The sequence below is a fragment of the Streptomyces sp. NPDC049837 genome (genome assembly GCF_040674455.1).
GTDB lineage: Bacteria > Actinomycetota > Actinomycetes > Streptomycetales > Streptomycetaceae > Streptomyces.
Window position 1 is genome coordinate 49166 of record NZ_JBFAMP010000018.1, and the last position, 12988, is coordinate 62153.

Annotated in this window: 6 protein-coding genes and 1 pseudogene; 6 read left to right on the forward strand and 1 reads right to left on the reverse strand. The window is 76.0% G+C overall.

All coding sequences use genetic code 11. The features are described from left to right. Window positions 1–14: 14 nt before the first annotated feature. From AB0J57_RS33245 to AB0J57_RS33270, 6 genes are all read left to right on the forward strand, one after another. Entirely contained in the window at window positions 15–5678 is a 5664-nt protein-coding gene (locus tag AB0J57_RS33245) for a type I polyketide synthase (RefSeq protein ID WP_366132148.1), read from the forward strand. 20 nt (window positions 5679–5698) lie between these two features. Then, a complete protein-coding gene (locus tag AB0J57_RS33250; RefSeq protein WP_366132125.1) occupies window positions 5699–6901 on the forward strand; it encodes a cytochrome P450 in 1203 nt (400 codons plus the stop codon). Further along, window positions 6889–8202, forward strand: a complete 1314-nt coding sequence (locus tag AB0J57_RS33255; RefSeq protein WP_366132126.1) for an activator-dependent family glycosyltransferase — start codon at window positions 6889–6891, stop codon at window positions 8200–8202. Before AB0J57_RS33250 ends, AB0J57_RS33255 begins: the two co-directional genes overlap by 13 nt. Then, the gene (locus AB0J57_RS33260) at window positions 8199–8945 is read left to right on the forward strand and encodes a class I SAM-dependent methyltransferase (protein ID WP_366132127.1); all 747 of its coding nucleotides are present in this window, start codon (window positions 8199–8201) and stop codon (window positions 8943–8945) included. The genes AB0J57_RS33255 and AB0J57_RS33260 overlap by 4 nt, the downstream gene beginning before the upstream one ends. A 194-nt stretch (window positions 8946–9139) precedes the next feature. Then, a complete protein-coding gene (locus tag AB0J57_RS33265; protein WP_366132129.1) occupies window positions 9140–9571 on the forward strand; it encodes an HIT domain-containing protein in 432 nt (143 codons plus the stop codon). Between the two features lie 162 nt (window positions 9572–9733). Continuing rightward, window positions 9734–11671: a helix-turn-helix domain-containing protein gene (locus AB0J57_RS33270; RefSeq protein ID WP_366132130.1), complete on the forward strand. Its 1938-nt coding sequence runs from the start codon at window positions 9734–9736 to the stop codon at window positions 11669–11671. A 403-nt stretch (window positions 11672–12074) separates the two neighbouring features. On the opposite strand, the pseudogene AB0J57_RS33275 reads toward AB0J57_RS33270, so the two are convergent. After that, window positions 12075–12881, reverse strand: a pseudogene (locus AB0J57_RS33275) (transposase); the annotation flags it as partial. Window positions 12882–12988: the final 107 nt, after the last annotated feature.

Here is a 12988-nt window from a genome sequence, read left to right on the forward strand (position 1 = left end):
TCACCCCGATGGCCATGCCGCCCGAGAAGCTGATGGAGGCGCTCCGTACCTCGGTGAAGGAGACGGAGCGGCTCCGCAGGCACAACCGGGAGCTCGAGGCCGCCGCGCACGAGCCGATCGCGATCATCGGCATGGCCTGCCGCTACCCCGGCGGCGTGGACTCCCCCGAGGCCCTGTGGGAGCTGGTCGCCTCCGGCACGGACGCCGTCGCGCCGTTCCCCGCCGACCGGGGCTGGGACGTGGAGGGCATCTACGACCCGGACCCGGACTCCCAGGGCACGACGTACTGCCGCGAAGGGGGGTTCCTGGCCGGGGCCGGGGACTTCGACGCCGCCTTCTTCGGCATCTCACCGCGCGAGGCCGTCGTCATGGACCCGCAGCAGCGGCTGCTGCTGGAGGTGTCCTGGGAGGCGCTGGAGCGGTCCGCGCTCGACCCGCGCTCGCTGCGCGGCGGCGACACCGGGGTGTACGTGGGGGCGGCGCACGGCGAGTACGCGAGCGATCCGGAGCGTATCCCGGCCGGCTCGGAGGGCTACCTGCTGACGGGCAGCGCGGACGCCGTCCTGTCGGGGCGGGTGAGTTACGCCCTCGGGCTCGAAGGCCCGTCCATGACGGTGGAGACCGCCTGCTCGTCGTCCCTGGTGGCGCTGCACCTGGCGGTGTCCGCGCTGCGGCGCGGCGAGTGCTCGCTCGCCCTGGCCGGGGGAGTGGCGGTCATGCCGGACGCGTCCGCGTTCGTGGAGTTCTCCCGCCAGAAGGGGCTCGCCCGCGACGGGCGCTGCAAGGCGTTCTCCGCGGACGCGGACGGCACCGGCTGGGCGGAGGGCGTGGGCGTCCTCGTCCTGGAACGGCTCGGTGACGCGGTGCGCCGCGGGCACCGGGTCCTGGCGGTCGTCCGGGGCTCGGCCGTCAACCAGGACGGTGCCAGCAACGGGCTCACCGCGCCCAACGGCCCCTCCCAGCAGCGGGTCGTACGGGCCGCGCTCGCCGACGCGCAACTGACGCCCGATCAGGTCGACGCCGTCGAGGCGCACGGCACCGGCACGACCCTGGGCGACCCGATCGAGGCGCAGGCCCTGATCGCCTCCTACGGCCGGGGCCGTTCGCCCGAACGGCCGCTGTGGCTGGGCTCGCTGAAGTCCAACATCGGGCACTCCCAGGCGGCCGCCGGGGTCGGCGGCGTCATCAAGACCGTCCAGGCCATGCGCAACGGCCTGCTGCCCGCCACACTCCACGCGGACCGCCCGTCCCCGCACGTCGACTGGTCGGCGGGCACCGTCCGCCTGCTGACCCGGCCCCGGCCCTGGATACGCGAGGACTCCCCGCGCCGGGCCGGCGTCTCCGCCTTCGGCGTGGGCGGCACCAACGCCCACGTCATCCTGGAGGAAGCCCCGGCACCCGCCCCCGCACCGGACCCGGCACCGGCCGCCGACCCCGTGCCCCCGGCACCGGCAACGGCCGGTCCGGCCACGCCGGTCGCCGAGCCCGCGCCCCGGGCTCGGGACGCGGCGGACGACCCTGCGCCCCCGGCCTCGTACGCGTCCGCCGACCCCACGTCTCCGGAACCGGCCGGTCCGGCCGCCGACCCCGTGCCCCCGGCCACGGCCCCGGACGCGGCGGCGTCCGTCACGCCGCCCTGGTTCCTCTCCGGCCGCACCGCCGACGCCCTGCGCGCCCAGGCCGCCCGCCTGCGCGACCACCTCCGTGCGCGGGGGCACGGCGGCGGCGACGCGGACCGCCTCTACGCCACCGGGCGCGCCCTCGCCGTGACCCGCAGCGCCTTCGAGCACCGTGCCGCGGTGCTCGGCTCCTCGTACCCGGAGATGGTGCGCGCCCTGGACGCCCTCGCCGGCGGCGAGGACCACCCGGCGCTCGTCACCGGCGTCGAACGGCGCAAGGCGAAGACCGCGTTCCTCTTCACCGGTCAGGGCAGCCAGCGCCCCGGCATGGGGCGCGAACTGTACGCCGCCCACCCGGTGTTCGCCGCCGCCTGGGACGCGGCCGCCGCCCGCCTCGACGCGCACCTGGACCGCCCGCTGTCCGCCGCGCTCGACGACGCGGCCCTCCTGGACCGCACCCAGTACACGCAGGCCGCGCTGTTCGCCCTGGAAACCGCCCTGTACCGGCTGCTCGAATCGTGGGGCATGCGGCCCGACGTGCTGCTCGGCCACTCCGTCGGGGGCATCGCCGCCGCGCACGCCGCCGGGGTGCTCGACCTCGACGACGCCTGCACCCTCGTCGCCGCGCGGGGCAGGCTGATGCAGGCGCTGCCCGCCGGCGGCGCCATGGTCTCGGTGCGCGCGGCCGAGGAGGAGGTGCGCGCCCTGCTGACCGGGGACGCGGCGCTCGCCGCCGTGAACGGGCCCACGTCCACCGTCGTCTCCGGCAGCGAGGCCGCCGTCACCGCCGTCGCCGAGGCGCTCGCCGCCCGTGGCCGCCGCACCAAGCGGCTGAACGTCAGCCACGCCTTCCACTCGCCCCTCATGGACGGCATGCTCGACGAGTTCCGCGCCGTCGCCGCCACGCTCACCTACCGCGCCCCCGAGATCCCGGTCGTCTCCGACGTGACGGGCCGCCGGGCCACCCGCGACGAGCTGCGCGGCGCCGACTACTGGGCCGAACACGTCCGCGCCACCGTCCGGTTCGCCGACGGGGTGCGTACCGCCCACGACATGGGGGCGACGACCTTCGTCGAACTGGGGCCCGGCGGCGTGCTGTGCGGCATGGCGGACGAGTGCCTGCCCGGCGGCGTCACCCTGGTGCCCGCCCTGGACAAGGACCGCCCCGAGCCGGCCGGCCTCCTACGGGCCGTGGCCACCGCACAGGTCACCGGCGCCGCGCTGGACCGCGCCCGGCTCTTCGAGCGTCCCGCGCCCGCCGTCGACCTGCCCGTGTACGCCTGGCAGCACCGCCGCTTCTGGATCGAACCCACGCCCCGGCACGGCGCCGCCACCGGCCCGCGCCGCTACCGCGCCCGCTGGGAGCGGCTGGCTCCCGCCGCCCCCGTACGCCCCCTCGGCCACTGGCTGCTGCTCGCCCCGGAGGGCGGCGACAGCGGTGTCGCCGACGCCACCGAGCGGGCCCTGACCGCCGCCGGGGCCACGGTCCGCCGCGTCACCGCCGACGCCCGCCGCGCCACCCGCGACGACTACGCGGAGCTGCTGCGCGCCCAGGGCGACGGCGAAGGTGACACAGCCGTTCCTTTCGACGGGGTCCTGTCCCTCCTCGGCACCGATGATCGGAGACACGGCGGAAACGGCCCGGCCCCGGCCGCGGTCGTGGCGACCCTGCACCTGGCCCAAGCGATGGAGGAGCTGTCGATGCCCGCTCGCCTGTGGTCCCTGACCCGGGGCGCGGTCGCCGCCGCTCCGGGCGAGGTGCCGGGGAGCGCGGGCGCCCAGCTCTGGGGCCTCGGCCGGGTCGCCGCACTCGAACTGCCCTCCCGCTGGGGCGGGCTGGTCGACCTCGCGGACCCGGCCGACGCCGCCGTGCTGCCCGCCCTCCTCGACGGCCCCGAGGACCAGGTCGCCGTGCGCGCGGGCGTCGCGTCCGGCCGGCGGCTCACCGCCGCGCCCGCCGCGCCCGCCGCCCCCTACAGGCCGCGCGGCACCGTCCTGGTCACCGGCGGCACCGGCGCCCTCGGCGGCCACCTCGCCCGGCGCCTCGCCCGCGAGGGCGCCGACCACATCGTGCTCACCGGACGGCGCGGCCCGGCCGCGCCCGGTGCCGCCGCCCTGGAGGCCGAACTGGTCTCACTGGGTGCCAAGGTGACCGTCGCCGCGTGCGACGCGGCCGACCGCGACGCACTCGCCCGCCTCATCGAGGACCACCCGCCGACCGCCGTCTTCCACGCGGCGGGCGTCCCGCAGGTCACCCCGCTCACCGCCACCGACGCCCGCCTCGTCGACGAGGTGTACGCGGGCAAGGTCGCGGGCGCGCTCCACCTGCACGAGCTCACCAAGGGCCTGGAGCTGGACGCGTTCGTGCTGTACGCGTCCGGCGCCGGGGTGTGGGGCAGCGCCGGGCAGAGCGCCTACGCCGCCGCGAACGCCGCCCTCGACGCCCTCGCCGAGCAGCGCCGCGCCGACGGCCTGCCCGCCACCTCCGTCGCCTGGGGCGTGTGGGACGGCGGCGGCATGGGCGACGGGGACGGCGCCGACTACCTGCGCCGCCGCGGGGTGCGCGCCATGGACCCCGACCGGGCGCTGACCGAGCTGTTCCGCGCCATCGCCGCCGACGAGCCGTGCGTCACCGTGACCGACACCGACTGGGCCCGTTTCGCCGAGGCGTTCACCGCGCTGCGGCCCAGCCCGCTCGTCGCCGGCCTCGGCGCCACGCCCCCCTCCGCCCCGGCCGCCCCGGCTCCGGACTCGGCGGGCACCGCCCCGGCGCCCCGGGACGAGCTGCTCGCCCTGGACCCGGCAGGGCGGGCGGAACGCCTCAGCGCGCTCGTCCGCGCCGAGACCGCCGCCGTCCTCGGCTACGGCACGGCGGCCGAGATCGACCCCGACGCCTCGTTCACCGCGCTCGGTTTCGACTCGCTCGCCGTCGGCCGGCTGCGCCGTCGCCTGGTCGCCGCCACCGGTACGGATCTGCCGGCGGCCGCCGTCTTCGACCACAACTCGCCCTCGGCGCTCGCCGCCCACCTGCTCACCCTGCTCGGCGACACGGACGCCGCGTCCACCCCCGTGCGGCCGGAATCCACCCTGGTCGCCCTCTACCGCCGCGCCATCGCCGAAAGCCGCGTCCCCGAAGCCGTCGACGCCTTCGCCGCGCTGGCCCTCCTGCGCCCCACGTTCGACGCCGACTCCGCCCACACCGTCCGCCCGGTCACCCTCACCGGCCCGCCGCCGGGCCGGGCGACCGCCCTGGCGGGGGACGCCCGCGCGGCGGGGGCGACCCGCGCGGCAGCGGAAACCTGCCTGGTGGCGGACAGGGCCACGGCGACCAACCCGGCGGGGACCGTCCGCCCGGCGGGGGCGACCCGCCCGCCCCGGGAAACCGGCGGTGGACCCGCGCCCCTGCTCATCGGCGTGTGCGGCACCTCCGCCGTGTCCGGGCCGGCCGAGTTCGCCGCCTTCGCCGCCGCGCTCAGCGGCGAACGGCCCCTCGCGGTCCTGCCGCAGCCCGGGTTCACCGACGGGGAACCGCTGCCCGCGGACCTCGACGCGCTGTGCGCCGCCCACGCGCGGGCGATCCGCGCCCACACCGGCGGGCGGCCCTACGTGCTGATCGGGCACTCGGCGGGCGCCAACGTCGCCCACGCCCTCACCCGCCACCTCGAAGCACAGGGTGAGGGGCCCGCCGGTCTGGTGCTCGCCGACATCTACACGCCGGCCGACCCCGGCGCCATGGGTGTGTGGCGGGACACCATGCTGCGCTTCGCCGACGAGCGGGCCGTCCTGCCCGTCGACGACACCCGGCTGACCGCCATGGGTGCCTACCACCGGCTGCTGCTCGACTGGACACCCCGGCCGACCCGCGCCCCCGTACTCCACTTGCGGGCCTCCGACCCCATGGGCCCGTGGACCGACCCGGACACCGACTGGCGTTCCGCCTGGCCGGCCCCCGACAGCGCCGCGGACATCCCCGGCAACCACTTCACGATGATGACCGAGCACGCCCCGACCGCCGCCGGCACCGTCGAGTACTGGCTCGACACGCTCGCCGAACGGTGACCCATGACGAGGAGCCGCGTGTGACCACCGACCCCGCCCGCCGCGTCAGACGCCTGCAACTGACCCGCGCCGCCCACTGGTTCGCGGCGGCGCAAGGCGACCCGTACGGAAAGATCCTGCGCGCCACCGACGACGACCCCGACGCCTGCACGGCGTACGAGGAGGAGATCCGCGCCCGGGGCCCGCTGTTCCGCAGCGAACTCCTGGACACCTGGGCGACCGCCCACCGGGCCGTCGCCGACGAACTGGCCGCCCACCCGGACTTCGACGCCCCCGCCGCCCAGGACGCGCCCGTCCCCAGCGCCGCGCTCGCCCTGGACCGCGCCGCGTGCGAACGGCTCCGGCCGCTCACCGCCTTCGGCGGCCCCCTGCTGTGGGCGCCCGACGAGGAGTGCGTGGAGCGCCGCGCCGAACGGTACGCCCGCGAACTGCTCACCACCCTGGGCGACGCCTTCGACGTCGTCGACGACTACGCCGTCCCCGTCGCCGTCCGCACCGTCGCCGAACAGTTCGGCCTGCCCGCCGACGCGTACGAGCCGTTCGCCGGGGCCCTCGCAGGCTGCCGGCACGCGCTGGACGGCCTGTTCGCGCCCCAGCCGTACGACACCGAGCGGGCCGGGCAGCACGCCGAGAGCGAACTGACCCGGCTCCTGGAAACCCACCTGTGCGAGCCGGACGAGGACCGGGTGCGCGCCGCCCGGGCCGTCGCCGTCGCCACGGCCTGCACCGCGCCCGTCCTCGTCGCGGGCGCCGTACGCGTCCTCGGCGACGCACCCGGCCAGTGGGAACTGCTCGCCGGGCGGCCCGACCTCGCCCCGCGCGCCGTCGAGGAGACTTTGCGCCGCACCCCGCCGGTCCGCCTGGAGGCCCGCACCGCGCGCACCGACACGACCCTCGCGGGCGTCGCGCTCCCCGCCGGGGCCCGGGTCGTCGTCCTCGTGGCCGCCGTGGACCGCGACCCGTCGGCACCGCACGGCGCCGTCCACCTCCAACGGGCCCCGCGAGGCGGCGAACCGGCGCCCTTCGCGCTCCCCGGCGACCTGTACTTCGCCCTGGCGGGCCCGCTGGTCCGCAGCACCGCCCGGGGCGCCCTGCGCGCGCTCGCCGAGGCCGCGCCCCGCCTCACCGTCGCGCCCGCGACGGCCGTCCGCCGCCGCTCACCGGTACTGCGCGCACCCGCGGCGATGCCGGCCGTCCGAGGGGAGCTGGTATGCGCGTCCTGATGACCTGCTTCGCGCACAACACGCACTACTACAACCTGGTGCCGCTGGCCTGGGCGCTGCGCGCCGCCGGGCACGAGGTGCGGGTGGCCAGCCAGCCGTCCCTCACCGACGTCATCACCGGCACCGGCCTGACCGCCGTGCCGGTCGGCGACCTGGACTCGATGATGGAGCTGTTCACCGAGATCGGCGGCGACCCCACCCCGTACCAGCAGGGGCTGGACTTCGCCGACACGCGCGAGGCGCCCCTCGGCTGGGAGCACGCCCTCGGGCAGCAGACCATGACGACCGCCATGTCGTACGCGCCGCTCAACGGCGACACCACCATCGACGACCTGACGGCCTTCGCCCGTGCCTGGCGGCCGGACCTGGTCGTGTGGGAGCCGTTCACCTACGCCGGCCCGGTCGCCGCCCACCTCAGCGGCGCGGCCCACGCGCGGCTGCTGTGGGGCCCCGACGTCATCGGCAACGCGCGGCGGCAGTTCACCGCCCTGCGCGACCAGCAGCCCGCCGAGCGGCGCGAGGACCCCATGGCCGAGTGGCTGACGGTGACCCTCGAACGGTTCGGCGAGCGCCCCGACGCCCGCACCGTCGAGGAACTGATCACCGGTCAGTTCACCATCGACCCGGCACCCGCCGCCATCCGCGTCCCGGTGCCGGGCACCGAGGTCCTGCCGATGCGGTTCGTCCCCTACAACGGCCCCTCCGTCATCCCCGACTGGCTGCACCACCCGCCGGCCGGGCGCCGGGTCTGCGTCACCCTCGGCGTCTCGGCGCGGGAGACGTACGGGCGTGACGCCGTACCCTTCGAGGACCTGCTGCGCGCGCTCGGCGACATCGACGCCGAGATCGTGGCCACCCTCGACGCGAGCCAGCTCGCCGACCGGGACGGCCTGCCCGGCAACATCACCGTCGTCGACTTCGTACCGATGGACGCGCTGCTGCCGACCTGTGACGCCATCGTCCACCACGGCGGCGCCGGCACCGGCTACACGGCCATGGTGCACGGCGTCCCGCAGATCATCGTCGGCGCCCTGTGGGACGCGCCCCTCAAGGGCCGTCTCATCGCCGAGGCCGGTGCCGGGATCGACCTGCCGCCCGAGAAGCTCGACGCGGCCACGCTGCGCGAGGCCGTCGCCCGCGCACTGGACGACCCGTCGCTGGCCGCCGGTGCGCGGCGGCTGCGCGACGAGTGCTTCGAGGCCCCGACCCCGGCCGGGCTCGTACCCGAACTGGAACGGCTCGCGGCCCGGCGCCGCGACCGGGCCCACGCCCTCCCTCACCCTGGAGCCACGACACCATGACCACCAGCACCGCGCAGACCACCACGGGCTACGAGGGCGGTATCGCCGCCCTGTACGACCTCATCCACCAGGGCAAGGGCAAGGACTACGCCGAGGAGGCCGCCCAGCTCGCCGCCCTCGTCACCGCCCGCAACCCCGGCGCCCGCACCCTGCTGGACGTCGCCTGCGGAACCGGCGTCCACCTCAGCCACCTCGCCCGTCACTTCAGCGGCGTCGAGGGCGTCGAGCTGTCCGAGGACATGCTGGCCATCGCCCGCCGCCGCAACCCGGGAACGGCCATCCACCACGCGGACATGCGCGACTTCGCGCTCGACGGCCGCTTCGACGCCGTCATCTGCATGTTCAGCTCCATCGGCCACATGGCCGGCCAGACCGAACTCGACGCCGCCATCAGCAGGTTCGCGGCCCACCTCAACCCGGGCGGCGTCGTCGTCGTCGAACCCTGGTGGTTCCCGCGGACGTTCACCCCCGGCTACGTCGGCGCGGCCGTCGTCGAGGCGGAGGGCCGCACGATCTCCCGCGTCTCCCACTCCCGCCTGGAGGGCGACGCCACCCGCATCGACGTCCACTACCTGGTCGCCCAGCCCGGCCGGGGCATCGAGCACCTCACCGAGAGCCACCTCATCACCCTCTTCACCCAGGAGGCGTACGAAGAGGCCTTCCGCCGCGCGGGACTCGACGTCACCTTCACCCCCGGCGGCCCCTCCGGCCGCGGCCTCTTCACCGGCACCGCCCCCCGCTGACCCGCCCACCGCCCCGCCCGGCGTCCCCCACAGCCCCCGCTCTCCGATCGTGCCGGAGGGCGGGGCGGCCGGTCACGGTGATCCCGAGCGCCCGGCAGCGTCGGCCTTCAGCAACGTCCCAACCAGGGCCATGCGCCGGCGCCGGCCGACCGCGAAGCGCCCTCCTGCGTGTGCGTGTGGCAGGGTCGGCCGGCATGGACTGCGTTTTCTGCCGACTCATACGCGAGGACACTGCCCGCTGGATAGCGCGCGGCAGCATGGCGTGTGCTTTCGGACCGCTGAACCCGCTCGCGCCAGGACACACCCTGGTGGTTCCGACCCGCCACCACGCCGACCTGTTCGACACGCCGCCCGAGGTCCTGACCGCCACGATGACGCTGGTCCAGCGCGTGGCAGCGGCCATGCGGACCGCTCTGGACGCCTCGGGCGTCAACATCCTGAGCGCCAACGGGCCGGGATCAGAACAGTCGGTGCACCACCTGCACTTCCACGTCGTTCCACGGTGGGTCGACGACGGCATCTCGACCTGGCCAACCGGACAGTCCAACCATCGCTCGGTCAAGGACCCTGAGGCGCGGCTGTTCGACACTCTCAATCCTGCGCACAGTCCAGATCACAGAAGTTGAGCCAGAACCCGTCCTCGCTTAGACGGCCCCAGCCACCGCTGGAGTCCCGCTCGACAACCGCCACACTCCCCGCTCACCGACAGGTGCTCCGGCCACCTTGCGGGTTAGGTTTCCGAGGACGTCGAGATCGATGCGATTCCTTGACCAGGGGGGCTGGAAACGATGGCGAACGAGACGGCCGGCGCGGGTGACGTACTCCATTTCCTGGAACTCCTCGCGGCGGAGGCACCCGCCCGCGACATCGAGCAGGCGGCCCGTGGGGCGACGGACGGGCACGGTACGGGCGCGTACGACGACGGTGCCGTGCAGCACGCACGCCGCCTGGCCCTCCAGATACACCAGCAGTTCCGGCGCGGCCGGCAGCGGGAGGCCGAGCTTGCCGCCCTCGTGGACACCGCCCGTGACCTCACCAGTGGCGCCCCGCTCGACACGCTGCTGCGGATGGTCACCCGCCGGGCGCGGCTGCTGACGAACATGGACCTGGCCTGCGTCGGGCTCCTGGACGATCCGACCGGTGACGCGGTCATCGCCGCCGCCGACGGGTCCGTCAGCGCCCGTACCACCGGTTCCCGCATTCCCGCCGGCAGCGGCCTCGGCGGCACGGCCGACCTCTATCTGGGCCCCGCCTGGACCCCCGACTACCTGGCCGACCCCTGCCCCGGCCGGATTCCCGCCCTGGAGGACATCGTCCATGCCGAGGGCCTGCACGCCGTGCTCACCGTGCCGCTGCGCACCGACGACGGCGTGATCGGCCTGCTGTGCGTGGCCGAGCGCCGCAGCCGGCACTTCACCGCCGACGAGGTGTCCCTCGCCCACTCCCTCGCCGACATCGCGGCCGCCGCCGTGCGCACCGCGCACCTCCTCGAGTCGCTGAACGCGCGGAACGAGGAGCTGAGGCGCGCCGGTTCACGGATGCGGGCCGGGCTCGGCGACGCCCTGCGGGCCAAGGAGGCGGAGGGTGAGCTGGTCCAGCGGGTCCTGGACGGCGCCGGCCTCGACGACCTGGTCGAACGCGCGGCGGCGGAACTCGGCGGCAGCCTCGCCGTCCGCGGCCCGGCGGGCCAGCGCCTCGCCCACCACGGGCATGTTCCCGCGCCCGACCCCGGCGAACTCGAACGCGTCCAGCTCACCGCCACCGCGACCGGCATCGCCAGCCCCCTGTCCGACGGCACCTGGATCGTGCCGCTGACCGCACGCGGCGAGAACCTCGGCATCCTGCTGCACCACCCCGGCCGGGGCGGGCCCCACGAGCGCGGTGAGCACATCCTGCTGTCCTGCGCCCGCAGCGTCGCCCTGCTGCTGCTGACGCAGAACGGCTCCGACGCCGAGGCCAGGGCGCGTGACGAGTTCCTGGAGGACCTCGTCGCCTCCGGGGCGGGCCCGGCCGGGGCGGACCGCGGCCGGGCCCGCCCCGCCCCGGCGCTGCGGCGCCCGCACGTGCTGGCGGTCGCCCGCCCGCAGGCCGCCGCCGCCGCGCTCGCCGGCCCGTGGGCCGCCTCCTACGTGCGCCACCGGGGCATGAAGGCCCGGCGCGGCGACGACCTGGTGCTCCTCGTGCCCGGCGACGACGCGGGGCGCGTCGCCGAGGAGATACGGGAGCAGTTCGCGCGGGCCACCGGTGCCCCCGTCACCGTCGGCGCCGCCGGCCCCGTCACCGGCGCCGAAGCGGTCGCGGGCTGCCTCGACAAGGCGGTCCGGTGCCTGGACGCGCTCGTCGCGCTCGGCGCCACCGGCCGGGCGGCGGGCGACGGCGAGCTCGGTTTCCTCGGCACGCTCCTCGGGGTGGAGCAGGACGCCGACGCCTTCATCGACCGGGTCATCGGTCCCGTACTCGACTACGACGCCGAGCGGTTCAGCAATCTCGTGGAGACGATGGAGGCGTACTTCCGGGCCGCCGGCAGCCCCACCCGCGCGGCCGAGATGCTCTACGTCCACCCCAACACCGTCTCGCGGCGCATGGAACGCATCACCCAGCTACTCGGCCGGGACTGGCAGCAGCCTGACCACGCCCTGGAAATCCAGCTCGCGCTGCGGCTCCAGCGGAGCCGAACCTCCCTCGCGACAGCGAACGCCGCCCCCCGCCCGGCGTCAGCGCCGTGACCTCCCGCGCCCGCTCGCTGGGCACCCCGCCCTGGAGCAGCCGCACCGCGTGGGCCAGCGACACCAGCGTGGTGTGCCGGTGCCAGCCCAGGTAGGAGCGGCCCTCGAAGTCGAGGGCCCCGACGGGCAGGGAGATGTCGGTGAAGTCGGCGTCGACCCGCCCGACCAGCCGCACCAGCCCCAGCAGGGTGGACCGGGCGGCCCCCGTCATGTTGGTCAGCCACGTCTCCGACACCGTACGGCTGTTGGGCGAGCGCACCCCGACCAGGGTCAGCGGCGCTCCCGCCGCCCCCGCCGACGGCCAGCCGGCCCGCGCGGCCACCGGGCCCCGCACACCGGGAAGGTGCACGGGCAGCAGCGCCACCAGGCTCGTCCTCGGCACCGCCGGGCCGGCCGGGTCGATCCACTCCACCGGCCGCTGCTGGGACCTGGACAGCTCCGCGAGGCGGCCGGCCGACGCCGACATCGCCCGCGCCCCGGCGCCCGGCAGCATGGGCGCCAGCAGACCCGTACCGGAGTCGATCCGCAGCACGAACGGCAGCCCGGCGGCCCGCAGCGCGTCCACCAGCGGCGCCACCTCCTCCTGGCGCGCGTCCATCACCAGCGGCTGCGGGGCGGCGCCCCACGACGCCGTCTGCCGTGCCATCGACACCGCCAGTTCGGGCGCGGACGCCGCACCCGCCGTGTCGGGTATCGCGGCGCGCCGCCGCATCGACTCGTCCGCCAGCCAGTCGCCGCCCAGCAGCAGCCGCCAGTTCACCGGGACGGCCGCCGCGCCCGACGCCAGCCACAGCGTGTAGCCCTGCTGACTATTCATCACCTGGCCCAGGTGCGGCACGAACCGCCGCTCCACACCCACCGAATGGCGGCCCGTCTTCGGAATCACCAGGGGCCGCACCACCCAGGCGCGCGGCGAGAGCAGCTCCGTGAGCCGGGTCGCGAGCGCCGCCCGCAGCGGGGCCCACTCCCAGGTGGAGCAACTGATGAAGTGGTGCAGGCTCTGCTCCGCCGCGCGTTCCTCGGTGCGGGCGGCCAGATGCCGCATGGTCTTGCGGCCCGAGGCGGTGAGCAGACCCTGGACGTACAGCTCGCCCTTGTGACGCTGGTCCCTCCGCCGCAGCCGGGACAGCACGGACGTGCACAGGTCCTGGGAAGGATCCGGGTCGTGGACAGGGCGTCGATGAGTCGGTTCCGTGGCGAGGATGGGCATGCCCCAACGGTCCGGTGCGGGGGCACCCGGGGCCCAGGTGCGTCCGGAACACACTTTCGACCGCCCGTGGCCGGTACGCCCGGCTGTGGCCGGAAGGCGCCCGGGGC

Excerpts from the sequence above, each read along its gene's own strand:
- AB0J57_RS33245 (WP_366132148.1), top strand. The coding sequence starts at position 15 with ATGCCGCCCGAGAAGCTGATGGAGGCGCTCCGTACCTCGGTGAAGGAG.
- AB0J57_RS33255 (WP_366132126.1), top strand. The coding sequence starts at position 6,889 with ATGCGCGTCCTGATGACCTGCTTCGCGCACAACACGCACTACTACAAC.
- AB0J57_RS33260 (WP_366132127.1), top strand. The coding sequence starts at position 8,199 with ATGACCACCAGCACCGCGCAGACCACCACGGGCTACGAGGGCGGTATC.
- AB0J57_RS33265 (WP_366132129.1), top strand. The coding sequence starts at position 9,140 with ATGGACTGCGTTTTCTGCCGACTCATACGCGAGGACACTGCCCGCTGG.
- AB0J57_RS33270 (WP_366132130.1), top strand. The coding sequence starts at position 9,734 with ATGGCGAACGAGACGGCCGGCGCGGGTGACGTACTCCATTTCCTGGAA.